The sequence below is a fragment of the Pseudacidovorax sp. 1753 genome (genome assembly GCF_040544975.1).
Classification (GTDB): Bacteria; Pseudomonadota; Gammaproteobacteria; order Burkholderiales; family Burkholderiaceae_C; genus Xenophilus.
Window position 1 is genome coordinate 114,809 of record NZ_JBEPKY010000012.1, and the last position, 16,016, is coordinate 130,824.

The window sequence follows — 16,016 nt, forward strand, 5'->3', positions numbered from 1 at the left end:
ATCGAAACGCCGAAAGTGACAGGCCCCGCCCGAAAAAACTTTCAAAGGGCCGATCAGGCGGGACCGATGCGCACCCACCAGCGCGTCAGGCGATGGACCCGCACCGGCAGCGCCCGCGTGGCCGCCGCCAGGGCGCGGTCGGTGTCGTCCAGCGGAAAGGCGCCCGACAACCGCAGCGTGCCGACGGCCGCGTCGCAGGACAGCACCCCGGGGCGGTAACGCGAGAGCTCGGCGGTGAAGTCCGCCAGCCGCATGCCGTCGGCCATCAGCAGGCCCTGGGTCCAGGCATCGGCACTCTCCGGCGCGGGCTGCACGGGGCCGACGCCGTGGCGGTCCAGCCGGACGCTGCGGCCGGCGTCCACCCTTACCGGCGGCGTGGCTGCGGCCGCGGTGTGCTGCGCCTGAACCGCGCCTTCCAGCACGTTCAGTTGCACGACCTCGTCCTCCTGCCGCACAACGAAGCGCGTGCCGATGGGGCGCAGCTCGCCGAAGCGCGTCGCCACCACGAAGGGCCGCTGCTGCGGGTCGTGCGCGGTGCGCACCTGGATTTCGCCCCGGCGCAGCGTCACGCGGCGCAGTTGCCCGTCGATGTGGACGGCCACCTCCGTGGCGGTGTTCAGCATCAGCGCGGTGCCGTCCTCGAGCGTGAGCGAGCGCCGCTCGCCGGTGGCCGTCTGGTAGCGGCCGGGTTCGCCGCGCCAGGGCGCCTGCTCCCACGCCAGCCAGCCGGCACCACCCGTCACGCCCAAGGCCGCGATGGCGCGCAACGCCCGACGGCGCGCCTCGGGGCGCGGGCGGGCCAGTGCCGCCATGCCGGCCGCCGGCAGCAGCAGACCGAAGCGCTGGCTGATCGCCTCGACCTGTGCCCAGGCCTGTTCATGGGCCGGATCGCTGCGCCGCCAGGCCATCCAGGCCGCGCGGTCGGAGTCCGCGAACTCGCCCGAGGTGGCGCGGGAGAACCACAGTGCCGCCGCCCGGGCGACCTCGGGGTCGAGCGACGGCGTCATCGCAGCAGCAGGCAGTTCTGCATGGCCCGCGCGATGTACTGCCGCACCGAGCTGACCGAGACGCCGAGCTGCGCGGCGATCTCGGCATGCGTCAGGCCTTCGAGTTGCAGCAGCAGGAAGGCGCGGCGCACCTTGGCCGGCAGCCCGTCGAGCAGCGCATCGATCTGGACCAGGGCGTCGACGACCAGCGCGCGCTCCTCCGGCGACGGCGAGGCTGCCTCGCCATGGCAGGCCAGCGCCTCCAAATAGGCGGCTTCGAGGCTGCGCCGGCGCAGCATGTTGACCATCAGGCCATGGGCGATGGTGCCCAGGAAGGCGCGGGGCTCGCGGATGTGGGGGGCGTCGTCGCGGCTGAGCACCCGCACGAAGGTGTCGTGCGTCAGGTCGGCGGCGTCGAAGGCATTGCCCAGCTTGCGGCGCAGCCAGCCCTGGAGCCAGCCCTGGTGTTCGACATACATCGCGCCCACGAGGTGGCGCTGCACGGAGTCGGAGACGGCAGGCATGAGGAACGAGGCGAGAACGGTCGGCGGGCATGGCGCGGCCGGCCACGGACGCCATGGCACGACGGCCACCGCGCCCCGCCCTGCCACGCAGTGTCGGAGAGTCGCCATCTTAAACGATAGTGGTTCTCATCTTCATCCGGCTGACCGCTGGATGTGGCGAACCTGCCGAAAGTGCCGAGCCCCTGCGACCGGCACGTCCCCAACGGACGGCCGGTGCCGCCCGGTCACATGCCGACGAGCGATCCCAGCGTGCGCGCGAGGAAGCTGTCGAACACCACGCGGCCGTCTACCGAGGCGAGGCAGATGCATTCGCTGCCCGCCTGCACCACCGGCTGGTGGTGGATGTCGCCATCCGCCGCATCGAAATCGCCCGGACCGAAGAGGGCCCGGCCGTCATGGAAGCTGCCCCACAGCACCTGGGTCAGTTCCAGTTCGCTGTGCGTGTGCGGCGGCAGGAACTTGCCGGCGCCGATGCGCAGCAGGAAGACGTTAGCCGCCGGATCCTGCGGCAGGTGCAGGCGGCTCCACCGCATGCCAGGGCCGATCCAGCGCCAGGGCGTGGCGCTGCAGCCGTCCAGGGCACGCGGCCAGTGCGCGCCGGCCGGAAGCTCAGGACGGGAGAGCCGGTGACCGCGCGCCCGCCGCGCAGGGGACGGCGTGACACGCGTCGCCGCCGGCGCGTCGATGGCGGCCAGCGTGAGGGCCAGCGCCTCAGGCGCCAGGCCGGCATCCGGCAGTTCCTCCAGCAGGGCGCCGCCCAGGGCTTCGAGGTCCATCAGGCGCCCGGCACAGGCCGGGCAGGTTTCCACATGGCAGGCCAGCACGGCCGCCGGGCCGGCGGGCAGCGTGCCCGCGGCAAGTGCGACCAATATGTCGTCGGTCGGGTGATGTCGGATCGTCGTCATGCCAGGCCGTCCAGCAGCTTGCGCAGATGCGCCACGGCCAGCCGCACGCGCGACTTGACCGTGCCCAGGGGAATGCCGAGTTCGTCGGCGATCCGCGCATGCGGCTGGTCCTCGAAATAAGACAGGTGGAGCACCCGCACCTGGTCGGGCGGCAGGCGCCGCAGCGCCTCGCGCAACCGGTGCTCGCAGCGGCGGGCGTGCAGGCGCTCGTCCAGTGCGGGGGCATCCTCGGGCATGGAATCCAGGTCGGCCTGCTCGGCCGAGAGCACCTCCACCGCCCCGCCCTGCCGGCGGTAGCGGTCCACGCGCAGGTTGCGCGCGATGGTGAAGACCCAGGTCGACACGCCGGCCTGCCGCGCATCGAAGAGTGCGGCCTTGCGCCACAGCGCCACCATGGTCTCCTGCGCCAGGTCTTCCGCGGCATCCGGGTCGGCCCCGGCACGCATGAGGTAGGTCTTGACGCGTGGCGCGAAGTGCTTGAACAGCACCGCGAAGGCCGTACGGTCCTGACGCTCGGCCACGGCGCGAACCAGGTCGCACAGTTCGGCAGAGGTGGGGAGTACGGCTTGGGCGTCGGCGAGGTTCACGATGGACACGGGCAGCGGACGCTTCCGTGGCGGGGGGACGTTCGACGGCTGGTACCGGGCTTCCATGATGAAGGCCTTTACGTTGCCGCCGGCGGATTGGATCACGGCATCCGCTGCATCGCCTGTAGGACAGGACGAATCCAAAATCCACGGCCGGCCGTATAGGCGGCATGCACCCTGGAGTTCCGATGAGTCTGACCACCCCTGTCGCCCCCGGCCTGCCGCCCGCGCCCGTCGCTTCCGGGGACGCGCCGCTGAACATCGCGGTGGTCGGCGGCGGCATCGCGGGCCTGTCGGCCGCCTGGCTGCTCAACCAGCGCCACCGCGTGACGGTCTTCGAAAGCGAGCCCCGCCCGGGCGGCCACAGCCACACGGTCGACGCGCCGGCCACCGGCGGCGGCCATGTGCCCGTCGACACGGGCTTCATCGTCTACAACGAGCCCTCCTACCCCAATCTCACCGCCCTGTTCGCGCACCTCGAGGTGCCGACGGTGGCCTCGGACATGTCCTTCGCCGTCAGCCAGGACGGCGGCGCGCTCGAATACGCCGGCACCGACTTGCAGGGCCTGTTCGCGCAGCCGCGCAACCTGCTGCGCCCGCGCTTCTGGGCCATGCTGCGCGACCTGATGCGCTTCTACCGCGAGGCACCGCCGCTCGCGGCCCAGGCCGGCCTGCAGCCGCTGGAAGAATTCCTGGACGCCCATGGTTACGGCCGCGCCTTCCGGGAGGACCACCTCTATCCGATGGCGGCGGCGATCTGGTCCACGCCCGCCGGCCAGGTGGGCCGCTACCCGACCGAAGCCTTCATCCGCTTCTGCGAGAACCATCATCTGCTGCAGGTCAACGGCCGTCCCGTCTGGCGCACCGTGAAGGGCGGCAGCCGGGCCTATGTGCAGCGGCTGACGGCCGGCTTTCGCGAACGCATGCACCTCGACCAGCCGGTCGTCGCACTGCGCCGCGATGACGAAGGTGCCTGGGTGCGCACGGCGGCCGGCTGGTGGCCCGAGCGCTTCGATGCCGTGGTCGTCGGCGCGCATGCGGACCAGGCGCTGGGCATGCTGCAGGATCCGAGCGAAGAAGAGAGCCGCCTGCTGGGCGCCTTCCGCTATTCGCGCAATCACACCGTGCTGCACAGCGATCCGGCGCTGATGCCGCGGCGCCGCGCCGTCTGGTCGAGCTGGAACTACCTGTCCGACCGCCGCCAGCCCGACGGCGCGCCCTGTGTCACCTACTGGATGAACCGGCTGCAGGGCATCGACGAGAAGACGCCGCTGTTCGTCACGCTAAATCCCATCGTCGAACCGCATGGCGATCACCTGATCCGCACGCAGGTCTACGAGCATCCGCTGTTCGACGCGCGGGCCATCGAGGCGCAACGGGCACTCTGGTCGATCCAGGGTCAGCGGCGCGTGTGGTACTGCGGCGCCTACTTCGGCTCGGGCTTCCACGAGGACGGCCTGCAGTCGGGACTGGCCGTGGCCGAGGCCCTGGGCGGCGTACGCCGGCCGTGGCAGGTCGCGAACGAATCGGGCCGCATCCACATCGGCGCCCAGCCGGCCGAGGTGGCCGCGTGAGCGGGCGTCCGGTGGCTGCTGGCGCGCACGACGCCGCACAGGGCGACGGGCAGGCGCTGTACCTCGGCCGCGTGATGCACCAGCGCCTGCGGCCCCGGCGGCATCGGCTGGGCTACCGCGTGTATTCGCTGCTGCTGGACATCGACCGCGTGCCGGCCCTTGCGGCGCGCAGCCGGCTCTTTTCGCTCGGGCGCTTCAACCTGTTCAGCCTGCACTGGCGGGACTACGGCGCCGGCGATGCCCAGGGGCCTCGCGCGCACGTGGAGCAGCAGTTGCAGGCCGCCGGCCTGCCGACGGGCGGGCGCATCCGCCTGCTGACCATGCCGCGCATCCTCGGCTATGCCTTCAATCCGCTGAGCGTGTACTTCTGCGATGCGCCGACGGGCGGCCTGCAGGCCATCCTCTACGAGGTCAACAACACCTTCGGCCAGCGCCACAGCTACCTGCTGCCCGTCGCGGCGGACCACGCCGGTGTCATCGAGCAGCGCTGCGACAAGCAGCTGTACGTCTCGCCCTTCCTGGGGCTGGACATGCACTACCGCTTCCGCATCCGTCCGCCCGAGACCGCTGCCGGCGCCGACAGCCGGCTGGCGGTGGGCGTGGACGCGGTCGACGCCCAGGGCCCGCTGCTGGTGGCGCGGCTGGACGCGCGGGCCCGTCCGCTGGGCGATGCGGCGCTGCTGCGGGCCTTCTTCAGCCATCCGCTGCTCACGCTCAAGGTGATCGGCGCCATCCACTGGGAGGCGCTGCGGCTGTGGCTCAAGGGCGTCGGCCTGGTGGCCAGGCCGGCGCCTCCCCAGAATCCGGTTACCGTGTCGCCGGCAGAGTCCCCGGCCCTGCCCTCCGGCCCGTCCGCCACCTTGCGTCCCACGCCATGACCGCTCCCCTCGATCCCTCCTGCGACCTGACACCGCCGCCCGACTCGCGACGGCCCGGCCTGCTGGCGGCGCTGCTGGCACGGCGCTGCATCCGGCCCCTGCTGCGGCAGCTGAAGGCCGGGCACCTGATCGTGCAACTGCCGCACGGCGAGCGTCTTGAGGCGCGGGGCACGCTGCCCGGTCCGCAGGCGCTGATCCGGCTGCACCGCTGGCGTCCGCTGCTGCGGCTGCTGGCGCAGGGCGACCTGGGGCTGGCCATTGCCTATCGTGAAGGCGAATGGTCCACGCCCGACCTGCTGGCCGTGCTGGAACTCGGCGCCGCCAACGAGGCCGCATGGCAAGGCGCCATCGACGGCATGCGGCCGGCCCGGTGGCTGGCCCGGCTGGCCCATCTGCGCCGCGACAACAGCCGCAGCGGCAGCCGCGACAACATCGCCTTCCACTACGACCTGGGCAATGCCTTCTACGAGCGCTGGCTCGACCCGGCCCTGCAGTACTCCAGCGCCATCTACGCACACGACCACGAGACGCTCGAAGCCGCACAGGCCCGCAAGCTCGGTCGCATCGTCGAGCTGCTCGACGTGGCGCCCGAGCAGTCGGTGCTGGAGATCGGCTGCGGCTGGGGCGGCCTGGCGCGCCAGATCGCCCAGGCCGGTGCCCGCGTCACCGGCCTCACGCTGTCCACCGAGCAGCTGCGCTGCGCCCAGGACCGCGCGGCGCAGGCCGGCCTGCACGAGCGCGTCGACCTTCGCCTGCAGGACTACCGGGACGTGCAGGGCCAGTTCGACCGCATCGTCTCCATCGAGATGATCGAGGCCGTGGGCGAGGCCTGGTGGCCGACCTACTTCCAGGTGCTGAAGGACCGGCTGGCGGCCGGCGGCCGCGTCGTCGTCCAGGCGATCACGATCGACGAGTCGGCCTTCGCGCGCTACCGCGCCGGTGCCGACTTCATCCAGCGCTTCATTTTCCCGGGCGGCATGCTGCCCACGCCCACCCTCATGCGCGAGCAGGGCGAGCGGGTGGGCCTGAAGCTGGCCGAGGTGCAGCGCTTCGGCCACAGCTATGCGCTGACGCTGGCCGAATGGCGCCGCCGCTTCATGGCGCAATGGGCGTCGATCCAGCCGCTCGGTTTCGACGAACGCTTCCACCGCCTGTGGGAGTACTACCTGGCCTATTGCGAGGCGGGCTTCCGCGAGGGGCGGATCGACGTCGGGCTGTACGTCTTCGAGCACGGCCGCTGAGCAGCGGCGCGGGGGCGTGCGCCGCGCCAGGCTGCGCCCTCGGAGGGTGTGAATGAACCGGCGCGGCCGAGCGGCCATGGCGGCTTCGGTCACACCTTCTCAGGTCTCGACAAGCCGCTGCAGGGCCGCCAGATCGACGATGCGCAGGCGCTTGTAGCCTCCCCCGTAGTCGACCAGGCCCAGGCCGCGCAGGTGGGCGAGTTCCTTGTTGATCGTCTGGCGCGACAAGCCGAGCATCGCGGCCAGGTCGGCCTGCGACACCTGCAGGAGGCCCTCGCGGGCGGGTTGCCCCGACAGGTGGTAGCCCATCTCCATGTTCAGCAGGGTGGCCGCCAGCCGTCGCTGGATCGAGCCCACCATCTGCGCGCGCAGCGAGCCCACGCTCAGCCGCTGCCGGTACAGCGCCAGCCGCGCCACCTCGCGCCACAGGCCCGGGTCGGCGTCCAGCACCTCGATCACGGCGTCGGCCGGGATGTGCAGCACCACCGAATCCTCGTGCGCGTCGTAGCCATAGCTCAGCGGCACGTCGTCGAGCAAGCGCACCAGCGGGACCACATGGCGCGGTCCCAGCAGTGAGTTGACATAGCGCCGGCCGGACTCGTTGACCGCGGCCACCTCCAGGCTGCCCGACACCACGACCAGCAGTTCGCGCCGCGCGCTGTCATGCCCCAGCACCTGCGCACCACGACGGTAGCGCCGCAGCCGCACGGCCGGGATCAGCCGCTGGAGGCAGTGCGCCGGCCAGGTGGAAAACAGCTCGCACCAGCGCAGACCGCGCTCGATGAGCGCCGCCTGCGAGGCCGGCCGGATGGAGCCCGTCTTCGGGTTCGCCAGGGGGTGCTCTCCGTATTTGTGTGGGTGGATTGACAGATTTTGGGCTTTCGCCTGCCTATCGTGGAACCCGTTCAAACCACGACAAGGGCCGGACGGCCCCACGGAGACAAGCAAGCATGAAGACTTTCCTGGCAGCCGGCCTCGGGCTGGCGGCGGGCGCTGGCGCGTGGGCGCAAGGCGTCACGATGTACGGCACGGTGGACCTGCACGTGGCCCACGCCCGCAGCGGCAGCAGCTCGTGGACGCGGATGCAGGACGGCGGCCACACCGCCTCGCGCCTGGGTTTTCGCGGCACCGAGGACCTGGGCGGCGGGCTGCGCGCCGGCTTCGTGCTCGAAAGCGGCATCTCGCCCGACACCGGCCTGGGCAACCTGCCCGGCCCGGAGCTGAGCTTCACGCGCCAGTCCTTCGTGAGCCTGGCCGGCGCCTGGGGCCAGGTGGACCTGGGGCGCATGTACACGCCGATGTTCTACACGCTGTTCCGGGCCGATCCCTACGGCCTCAACGCCGTGTTCTCCCCGCTAAACCTGGTGGCGGCGACCGACGCGCAGCCGGGCGCGCAGGCCTTCCCCGGGCGGGCCAGCAACATGGTGCGCTACCGGACGCCGCAGGGCGACGGCTTCTGGCTCGATGCGGCCTTCGGCTTCGGCGAAGCCGCGCAGGCCAGCCGGCGCAGCGGCCAGTTCGAGGGCGCCGCGGCGGGCTGGACGGGCGAGCGGCTGACGCTGGCCTATGCCTTCCAGCGCGCGCATGGAGGCAGCGCCACCGCGCCCCTGGCCGACCCGCCCCGCACCACCTACCAGGCGCTGAGCGCCACCTACAAGCTCGGCGACCTCGACCTCTACGCCAACCACGTGCGTGTGCGCTCCAGCCTGGCGGGCGTGCCGCAGGCCCGGTTGACCAGCCTGGGCGCGCGCTACAGCTTCACCGCGATGTCGCAGCTGATGGTCGAGGCGGTGGACCGCCGGGTGGACGGCAGCGCGCGCCGCCAGCTGGGCTGGACGCTGGGCTACGACCACCACCTCAGCCGGCGGACCACGCTCTATGCCCGCTGGCTGGGCCTGGGCAACCATGCCGACGCCTCGGCCACGCTGGCCGGTGTCACGGTGGCCGCCAACAGCGGCGACGCAGTGCGCGTGCTGGCCGCCGGCATCCGGCACAACTTCTGAGCCTGCTTTCCCCATGGACACCCTGCACTCCCTCCAGAGCCGGCTCGACAGCCTCTCCGCCCTCTTCAACCCGCGCGCGATCGCCGTGGTCGGCGCCTCGGCCAACCCGCAGAAGATCGGCGGCATCCCGGTGGACTACCTGCGGCGCTTCGGCTACGAAGGCCGCCTCTATGCGGTCAATCCGACCACCGACCAGGTCCAGGGCCTGCACGCCCACGCCAGCCTGCAGTCCATCGGCGCGCCGGTGGACCTGGCCATCCTGTCGGTGCCCGCCGCCCGCGTCGAGGCCGCGGTGGAAGACGCCATCGCGGCCGGCGTGCGCGGGCTGGTGCTGTTCTCGTCGGGCTATGCCGAGATCGGCGGCGACGGCGTTGCCGCGCAGGCGCGGCTCGGCCGCCGCGTGCGCGAGGCCGGCATCCGGCTCGTGGGCCCCAACTGCCTGGGCTTCATTAACCTGCGAAACCAGGTCTACGCCACCTTCTCGCCCGCGCCCGGCGTGGGACGGGTCGCGCCGGGCCGCATCGGGCTGGTGAGCCAGTCCGGCGCCTTCGGTGCCTATGCCTATGCCATGGCGCGCGAGCGGGGCGTGGGCCTGTCGCTGTGGGCCACCACCGGCAACGAGGCCGACGTGCAGTTCGCCGACTGCCTGGCCTGGCTGGCCCGCGACCCCGGCACCGACGTGATCATGGGCTACATGGAAGGCTGCCGCGACGGCGAGCGGCTGCGCGAGGCCCTGGCCCTGGCGCAGGCGGCGGGCAAGCCGGTGGTCATGGTCAAGGTCGGCCAGACCGCGCTGGGCGCCGAGGCCGCGGCCTCGCACACCGCCGCGCTGGCCGGCGACGACGCGGTGTACGAGGCCGTGATGCGCCGCCATGGCGTGATGCGCGCCCACACGCTCACCGAGTTCTTCGACCTGGCCCACAGCGCGGCCGTGGCCGGCCGGCCGCGCGACCGCAGCCTGGGCCTGTTCACCCTGTCGGGCGGCGTGGGCGCGCTGATGGCCGACGCCGCGCACGCCCAGGGCCTGGACGTGCGCCCCCTCAGCCCCCAGGCCCAGGCCACGCTGCGCGAATGGGTGCCCTTCGCGGCGCCGCGCAATCCCGTGGACATCACCGGCCAGGTGACCAACGACTTCACCCTGATGGAGCGCAGCGCGCGCCTCATGCTGGAGGACCAGGGCTTCGCCTCGTGGATGGGCTTCCTGGCGGCGGCCGGCGCGTCCGAGGCGTTCTGGCCGGTGCTGCGCTCGCTGGTCGCCTCGCTGCGCGAGGCCTTCCCCGACACCCTGCTGGCCATCAGCACGCTGATGCCGGCTGCGCGCCGGGCCGAGCTCGAGGCCATGCGCTGCCTGGTCTTCGCCGATCCGTCCGACGGCATCCGCACCATCGCCCGCCTCGCCGGGCAGGCACCGCGTGTGGTGACCGAGCCCGCCTCGCGCGGGGCGCCGATCCGCCTGGCGCCGGGCGCCCTGAGCGAGCCGGCCGCCCTGGGGCTGCTGGCCGAATGCGGCGTGCCGGTGGTGGCGCACCGCTGGGTGCACGGCGCGGCGGAGGCGGCCGATGCCGCGCAGTCGGTGGGCGGCACCGTGGCCCTGAAGGTGGTCAGCGCCGACCTGCCGCACAAGACCGAGGCCGGCGGCGTGATGCTGGGGCTGGACGGCGCCGCCGCCGTCCAGGCCGCCTACCGCGAACTGCAGGCCCGCGTGGCGCAGCGCCGCCCCGATGCGACGCGGGACGGCGCCCTGGTGGCGCGCATGGTGCAAGGCGGCACCGAATGCATCGCCGGCGTGCGACAGGATCCGGTCTTCGGGCCGGTGCTGCTCGTCGGCCTGGGCGGCATCCATGCCGAGCTGCTGCGCGACGTGGCCGTTCGGGTGCTGCCGGTGGACCGTGAGGAGGCACTGGCGATGGTGCGCGAGCTGCGCGCCTTCGCCGTGCTCGACGGCGCGCGCGGCCGGCCGCCGGCCGACCTGGACGGCCTGGCCGACACCCTGTGCGCCCTGGCCGATCTGGCCCGCCGGGCCGGCGACACGCTGGAGAGCGCCGAGATCAATCCGCTGATCGTCCGCCCGCGAAGCGAAGGCGGCTGCGTGGCGGTGGATGCCCTCGTGGTCGGCCGGTCGCCGTCACCGCCCGCGGCCGGCGCCGCGCATGCCATCGGCACGAAAGGCCAGGCATGAATGGCCCGACGCGCCCTTCGCCATCTGCTGGCGCCGCAGGCATGCGCAACCGGTCGGCGGATGGCGCGCAGACCGCCGATGCCGGACGGCGACGCCTTCTGGCGGGCCTGTCCGCCCTGGCCGCAGGCGCACTGCCGCTGCGCACGACGCAGGCCTCCACCCCGGCCACCGACGGCTGGCCCAGCCGTGCGCTGCGCATCGTGGTGCAGTACGCGCCCGGCGGCTCCACGGACACGCTGGCCCGGCTCCTGGCCGAGGCACTGTCGCCCCGCCTGGGCCAGCCCGTGATCGTGGAGAACCGCGCCGGCGCGGGCGGCATCATCGGCACCGATGCGGTAGCCAAGAGTGCGCCCGACGGCCTCACGCTGCTGCTGACCGTGCCAGGACCGATCGCCGCCAACCTGGTGCTCTACAAGCGTCTGCCCTACGACCCGCGCACGGATCTGCGCATGGTCTCGGACGTGGCGACGCCCCGCACGGTGCTGGCGGTGCATCCGTCGGTGCAGGCGCGCGACTTCGCCGGGCTGATCGAGCGCATCCGTGCCCAGCCGGGACGCTTCGCCATGGGCTCCTGGGGCGCCGGCACGCAGCCGCACCAGATCCAGGTCTTCATGGACCGGCACTACGGCCTGCACACGCTGCACGTGGCCTACAAGGGCGAGGCGCCGATGGCCATGGACCTCGTGGCCGGCACGGTCCAGATGACCGTGGGCTCGACCACCACGCTGGCGCCCTACATCCAGGCGGGCCGTCTGCGTGCGCTTGCCACCGCCGGCACCACGCGCGCGCAGGTGCTGCCCGAGGTGCCCACCTTCGCCGAGCAGGGCTTCACGGACGAGGTCTATGCGCTGACCGGCCCCATCTCGCTGATGGCGCCCGCCCGGGTGCCCGACGCGGTGGTCGAGCGGCTGGGCCGGGAGGTCCAGGCCGCGCTCCAGAACCCCGCACTGCGCGCCCGCATCGCCGCCCTCGGCGCCGAGCCCATCGGCAACCTGCCGGCGCAGGCGGCCGACAGCTACCGCCGCTTCCTGCCCGTGTCGATGCGCCTGGTCGAAGCCACCGGCGCGCGGCTGGACTGAGCCGCCCATCAACCCCTTTGCCTCCGCCCATGACCATGACCTCCCCTGACACCTTCACCGGCCTGGACGCCGGCCGCCGCGACCTGGCCCGCGCCGTGGGCCTGACCGCCTTCGTGCACGGCTATCCCCTGGTCGAATCGGTGCGCACCTGCCGCCTGCAGACCGGCCATCCGGGCCTGGCGCCGCGGGCCCCCATCAACGCGCTCCATGCCATCACCCGACCTTCCACCGACCAGGACCGCGACATCGTCACGCCGGCCAACGACCTGCTCTACACCACGGCATGGATCCACCTGGGCGACGGCCCCTGCGTGCTGACGGTTCCGGCGGCGGCCGAGCATCCCGGCCGCTACTTCGTGCTGGCGCTCTACGACGCCTACACCGAGAACTTCGAGAACCTCGGCCCGCGCAACTGCAGCGCCCAGGGCGAGCAGGTGCTGCTGCTCGGACCCGGCCAGCGCGCCCCGGCGGCGCTTGCGCACCTGCGGCACGTGCCCTGCCCCACCACGCTGGTGTGGCTGATCGGCCGCATCCTGGTCGGCGACGAGGCCGACTGGCCCGCGGCCCGTGCCCTGCAGGCCGGCATCCGGCTCGCGCCGGCCGAGGGCACCGGCCCGAGTCGTGTGCCGGCCTGCGTGGCCGCCTGGGAGGGCGAGCCCGTGGACGCCATGGCCGACATGCAGGCCGGCGTGCCCACGCAGGACGTGGCCAGGCGCTTCTTCGGCAACCTCTGCCGCACGCTGGCCGATGTCCCCGGCCGGCCCGAGGACGTGGGGCTGGTCGCATGGCTGGGCCAGGCCGGGCTGCGGCCGGGCTCCGGCTTCGACTGGGCGGCCCTGGACGCGCCCACGCGCGAGGGTCTGCAGCAAGGGCTGGCCGAGGCGACCCGGCTGGTCGGCGAAGCGGCACGCAGCCGACGCCGCAAGCCCTGGGTGCTGGCCGGCCGGGCCGGGCGCTATGGCAACGACCACCTGACCCGTGCGCTGACGGCGTACATCGGCCTGGGTGCGCTGGCCACCACCGAAGCGCTCTACGCGGCGGGCCATTTCGATGCCGCCGGCGACGCCCTGGACGGCAGCCGCCGCTACACGATGCGCTTCGAGGCCGATGCACTGCCGCCGGCCGACGCCTTCTGGTCGGTCACGCTGTACGACGCGGACCGCTTCCTCCATGCCAATGCGCTCGGCCGCCATGCCATCGGCGACCGCACGCCCTGCCTGCGGCGCGATGCGGACGGCGGCCTGCGGCTGGTCTTCAGCCACGACCGCCCGGCCGACGACGCCAACTGGCTGCCGACGCCGGCGGGCCGCTTCTACCTGATCCTGCGCCTCTACCATCCGCGCGAAGAGGCCCGCACCTGGCGCATACCCGCCCTGCAGGCCTGGGGAGCAACGGCATGAGCCCCGCGACCAGCACCGCCGACCGCGAGGCCATCGTCTATGCCTATCCGCTCTACGAAATGCGCCGCATGCGGGCCGCGACCTCCCCCAGGCGGGTGGCGGCGCACGGCGAGGCGCCCGAAGGCCAACGATGGTGCAACGTCTTCACCCACAGCCGCAGCCTGCTCGCGCCCGGGCGCAGCCGCGTGGTCACGCCCAACAACGACACGCTCTACTCGACGGCCTGGCTCCATGTCGACGACGAGCCGCTGGTCGTCGAAGTGCCCGACACACAGGGCCGCTACTACGTGCTGGGCCTGCTCGACTTCTTCACCAATCCCTTCGCACATCTGGGCACGCGACTGACCGGCAATGCGGCGCGGCGCTTCGTGCTCACGCCGCCGGGCTGGCAGGGCGAGCTACCGGAGGCACTGCAGTCGGCCGGCACCCGCGTGCCCTGCCCCACGCCCTGGGTCTGGGTCATCGGCCGCATCCTGGTGGATGGCGAGCACGACCTGCCGGGCGCCCATGCCGTGCAGGACGGACTGCGGCTGCACCGCCTTGGCGACTCGGTCGCCGGCCGCGCGCCCAGGCCGCGGGCCTTCGACCCCGACTGCGATCCGTCGGCGCCCGCCGGGCCGGCGCACTTTGCCCACCAGGTGCGGGCGGCACTCGGCGAAAACCCGCCGCCCGCCTCCGACCTGCGGCAGATCGCCGCGCTCGCGGCGCTGGGGCTCGATCCCGCCGGGCCACCGCCGGCGGACGAGGCCTTGCGCCGCCTGGGCCAGGCCCTGGACGAGGCGCTGGCCCTGTTGCGCAACACCGAGACGGGACGACAGACGGCCGAAGGCTGGACGCTGCCGCCCCTCGTGGAAGGCAGCTTCGGCGACGACCACCGGGCGCGGGCCCTTGTGGCGCTCAAGTACATCGGCATGCTCGAAAGCGCCGAGGCCTACTACCCCCTGGCCTGGAAGGATGAGGACGGCGAGCCGCTCACCGGCCGCCGCGTGTACGCCCTGCACTTCGCGCCCGGTGCCACCCCGCCCGTGGACGCCTTCTGGTCGATCACGCTCTACGACGCCCGCGACTACATGCTGGTCGCCAACCCCATCGACCGCTACGCCATCGGCGACCGCAGCGCCGGGCTGGCCTGGGCGGCCGACGGCAGCCTCACGATCCACATCGCGCACGAGGCACCGCAAGAGCCGGACGCGCGCGCCAACTGGCTGCCCGCGCCGGCCGGCGAGTTCTACCTCTGCCTGCGGGCCTACATCCCGCGGCCGGCCCTGCTGGAGGACCGCTGGCGTCCGCCCGCGCTGCGCGTGACCGGCCGGCCCGCGGGAACGGCGGACGCCCCGGGTCCGGAGTCACGCGCATGACCCTGCCGCAACCCACGCCGGGCGGCGCCAGCGCCGAAAAGCCCTTCCTCATCGTCGGCGAAGGCAGCGAAACCGTCGGACCCGGGCTGCATCTGCTGCGCGGCCAGGGCCATTCCTTCGCGGCCGAAACCGATGTGGGCCTGGTGGTGATGGACGCCGGGCCCGGCGGCCGGGTCACCGCGGGCATGATCGATGCGCTGCGCGCGCTGAGCGATGCCCCGCTGCACGCCCTGTGCTTCAGCCATGGGCACCTGGGCTACAACGCCGGCGTGGACCAGTGGCTGGCCCATGCCGCGCAGCGCGGCGATCCGCGGCCCCGGGTGATCGCCCATGCAGGCGTGCTGCGCCGTCACGCGCGCTACCGCGAGACAGCCGGCCTGCAGCACCGGCTGGCGGAGATGCAGTTCCGCCGGCCCGCCGCCTTCTTCGAACGCCACCTGGCGCTGCACGACCCCGACGAGACCTTCGAGGACCGGCTGACGATCGGGCACGACGAGCGGCGCGTCGAGCTGAGGTGGGCCCCATCGGAGACGGACGATGCCATCGTGCTGTGGTCGCCTGCCCAGCGGGTGCTCTACGGCGGCGCGGCCCTGATCGACTCCATGCCCAATGTCGGCACGCCGCTGCGCACGCTGCGCGACCCGGTCCGCTGGGCGCGCACGCTGGAGCAACTCGCCGCGCTGCGCCCGGAGGTCGCCGTCCGCGAGTTCGGCCCGACGCTGCGTGGCGCCCAGCGCGTGCAGGACGTGCTGCTGCACACGGCGCGCGCCCTGCGCTGGTTGCGGGAGCGGACCGTCGCGCTGATGAATGAGGGACTGGACGAGCGCCAGATCCTCGCGCGGCTGGACTATCCCAAGGAGATCTTCGGCGTCGACTGGCTCAAGCCCACCTATGGCGAGCCGAGCTATGTGGTGCGGGACGTCTACCGCGCCGAGAACGGCTGGTGGGACCGCAACCCGACCAGCCTGCATCCCGCCCCGCCCGACCGGGTCGCGCGGGAGGTCGGCGCCGCCATCACGGACAAGGCCGGCGTGCTGGCCCGCGCCGCCGCACTTGCGTCGCGTGGCGAATGGCAACTGGCCCTGCACGTGGTGGACCTGCTGGCCACCGCCGAGGGCGAGGCGGCCGAATTCGCCGAGGCCCGCCGGCTCAAGGCTGCGTGGCTGCGCGAGCGCGCCGGCCAGGTGCAAAGCTATGTGTCGCGCAATCTCTTTCTCAGCAGTGCCGAGCGCCTGGACGCCAGCCTGCCCCCACAGCCGGGCGCTGGCTGACGGCGCCCCCTCCCGCGCCCTTGCCCACCTG

At 72.9% G+C, this 16,016-nt stretch carries 14 protein-coding genes; 9 read left to right on the plus strand and 5 right to left on the minus strand.

All coding sequences use genetic code 11. The annotated features are described in order from the left end of the window. Positions 1 to 53: 53 nt before the first annotated feature. From ABIC63_RS16490 to ABIC63_RS16505, 4 genes are all read right to left on the minus strand, one after another. Entirely contained in the window at positions 54 to 1,007 is a 954-nt protein-coding gene (locus ABIC63_RS16490; protein WP_354320541.1) for a FecR domain-containing protein, read from the minus strand. Then, positions 1,004 to 1,510, minus strand: coding sequence for a sigma-70 family RNA polymerase sigma factor (locus ABIC63_RS16495; RefSeq protein WP_354320542.1), 507 nt, complete (start codon positions 1,508 to 1,510; stop codon positions 1,004 to 1,006). Before ABIC63_RS16495 ends, ABIC63_RS16490 begins: the two co-directional genes overlap by 4 nt. Positions 1,511 to 1,734: 224 nt before the next feature. Continuing rightward, the gene (locus ABIC63_RS16500; protein WP_354320543.1) at positions 1,735 to 2,415 is read right to left on the minus strand and encodes a ChrR family anti-sigma-E factor; all 681 of its coding nucleotides are present in this window, start codon (positions 2,413 to 2,415) and stop codon (positions 1,735 to 1,737) included. Continuing rightward, the gene (locus tag ABIC63_RS16505; protein WP_354320544.1) at positions 2,412 to 3,107 is read right to left on the minus strand and encodes a sigma-70 family RNA polymerase sigma factor; all 696 of its coding nucleotides are present in this window, start codon (positions 3,105 to 3,107) and stop codon (positions 2,412 to 2,414) included. Before ABIC63_RS16505 ends, ABIC63_RS16500 begins: the two co-directional genes overlap by 4 nt. 83 nt (positions 3,108 to 3,190) lie before the next feature. On the opposite strand from ABIC63_RS16505, the gene ABIC63_RS16510 reads away from it, so the two are divergent. Genes ABIC63_RS16510 through ABIC63_RS16520 form a run of 3 tightly spaced genes read left to right on the plus strand, consistent with a single transcriptional unit; the run spans position 3,191 to position 6,695 of the window. Then, positions 3,191 to 4,576: an NAD(P)/FAD-dependent oxidoreductase gene (locus ABIC63_RS16510; protein ID WP_354320545.1), complete on the plus strand. Its 1,386-nt coding sequence runs from the start codon at positions 3,191 to 3,193 to the stop codon at positions 4,574 to 4,576. Further along, entirely contained in the window at positions 4,573 to 5,454 is an 882-nt protein-coding gene (locus ABIC63_RS16515) for a DUF1365 domain-containing protein (protein WP_294365463.1), read from the plus strand. Before ABIC63_RS16510 ends, ABIC63_RS16515 begins: the two co-directional genes overlap by 4 nt. Beyond that, positions 5,451 to 6,695 carry a class I SAM-dependent methyltransferase gene (locus ABIC63_RS16520; RefSeq protein WP_354320546.1) on the plus strand — a complete coding sequence of 415 codons (1,245 nt, stop codon included), beginning with the start codon at positions 5,451 to 5,453 and terminating at the stop codon, positions 6,693 to 6,695. Before ABIC63_RS16515 ends, ABIC63_RS16520 begins: the two co-directional genes overlap by 4 nt. Before the next feature lie 99 nt (positions 6,696 to 6,794). Here the strand turns inward: ABIC63_RS16520 and ABIC63_RS16525 are convergent, their stop codons facing one another. Beyond that, entirely contained in the window at positions 6,795 to 7,403 is a 609-nt protein-coding gene (locus tag ABIC63_RS16525; RefSeq protein WP_294365456.1) for a Crp/Fnr family transcriptional regulator, read from the minus strand. 242 nt (positions 7,404 to 7,645) lie between these two features. On the opposite strand from ABIC63_RS16525, the gene ABIC63_RS16530 reads away from it, so the two are divergent. Genes ABIC63_RS16530 through ABIC63_RS16555 form a run of 6 tightly spaced genes read left to right on the plus strand, consistent with a single transcriptional unit; the run spans position 7,646 to position 15,985 of the window. Next, on the plus strand, positions 7,646 to 8,698 hold the full coding sequence (locus ABIC63_RS16530; protein ID WP_354320547.1) for a porin: 1,053 nt from the start codon (positions 7,646 to 7,648) through the stop codon (positions 8,696 to 8,698). Between the two features lie 13 nt (positions 8,699 to 8,711). Beyond that, a complete protein-coding gene (locus ABIC63_RS16535) occupies positions 8,712 to 10,877 on the plus strand; it encodes an acetate--CoA ligase family protein (RefSeq protein WP_354320548.1) in 2,166 nt (721 codons plus the stop codon). Between the two features lie 41 nt (positions 10,878 to 10,918). After that, positions 10,919 to 11,956: a Bug family tripartite tricarboxylate transporter substrate binding protein gene (locus ABIC63_RS16540; RefSeq protein WP_354320549.1), complete on the plus strand. Its 1,038-nt coding sequence runs from the start codon at positions 10,919 to 10,921 to the stop codon at positions 11,954 to 11,956. A 35-nt stretch (positions 11,957 to 11,991) separates the two neighbouring features. Next, positions 11,992 to 13,356: a DUF1254 domain-containing protein gene (locus tag ABIC63_RS16545; protein WP_502935883.1), complete on the plus strand. Its 1,365-nt coding sequence runs from the start codon at positions 11,992 to 11,994 to the stop codon at positions 13,354 to 13,356. Continuing rightward, a complete protein-coding gene (locus tag ABIC63_RS16550; RefSeq protein WP_354320551.1) occupies positions 13,353 to 14,714 on the plus strand; it encodes a DUF1254 domain-containing protein in 1,362 nt (453 codons plus the stop codon). The genes ABIC63_RS16545 and ABIC63_RS16550 overlap by 4 nt, the downstream gene beginning before the upstream one ends. Then, the gene (locus tag ABIC63_RS16555) at positions 14,711 to 15,985 is read left to right on the plus strand and encodes an alkyl sulfatase dimerization domain-containing protein (protein ID WP_354320552.1); all 1,275 of its coding nucleotides are present in this window, start codon (positions 14,711 to 14,713) and stop codon (positions 15,983 to 15,985) included. The genes ABIC63_RS16550 and ABIC63_RS16555 overlap by 4 nt, the downstream gene beginning before the upstream one ends. The last annotated feature ends 31 nt before the right edge of the window (positions 15,986 to 16,016 follow it).

Bases quoted from the DNA above. Each gene is read 5' to 3' on its own strand.
- ABIC63_RS16490 (WP_354320541.1), bottom strand. From the start codon at position 1,007: ATGACGCCGTCGCTCGACCCCGAGGTCGCCCGGGCGGCGGCACTGTGG.
- ABIC63_RS16495 (WP_354320542.1), bottom strand. From the start codon at position 1,510: ATGCCTGCCGTCTCCGACTCCGTGCAGCGCCACCTCGTGGGCGCGATG.
- ABIC63_RS16500 (WP_354320543.1), bottom strand. From the start codon at position 2,415: ATGACGACGATCCGACATCACCCGACCGACGACATATTGGTCGCACTT.
- ABIC63_RS16510 (WP_354320545.1), top strand. From the start codon at position 3,191: ATGAGTCTGACCACCCCTGTCGCCCCCGGCCTGCCGCCCGCGCCCGTC.
- ABIC63_RS16520 (WP_354320546.1), top strand. From the start codon at position 5,451: ATGACCGCTCCCCTCGATCCCTCCTGCGACCTGACACCGCCGCCCGAC.
- ABIC63_RS16530 (WP_354320547.1), top strand. From the start codon at position 7,646: ATGAAGACTTTCCTGGCAGCCGGCCTCGGGCTGGCGGCGGGCGCTGGC.
- ABIC63_RS16535 (WP_354320548.1), top strand. From the start codon at position 8,712: ATGGACACCCTGCACTCCCTCCAGAGCCGGCTCGACAGCCTCTCCGCC.
- ABIC63_RS16540 (WP_354320549.1), top strand. From the start codon at position 10,919: ATGCGCAACCGGTCGGCGGATGGCGCGCAGACCGCCGATGCCGGACGG.
- ABIC63_RS16545 (WP_502935883.1), top strand. From the start codon at position 11,992: ATGACCTCCCCTGACACCTTCACCGGCCTGGACGCCGGCCGCCGCGAC.
- ABIC63_RS16550 (WP_354320551.1), top strand. From the start codon at position 13,353: ATGAGCCCCGCGACCAGCACCGCCGACCGCGAGGCCATCGTCTATGCC.
- ABIC63_RS16555 (WP_354320552.1), top strand. From the start codon at position 14,711: ATGACCCTGCCGCAACCCACGCCGGGCGGCGCCAGCGCCGAAAAGCCC.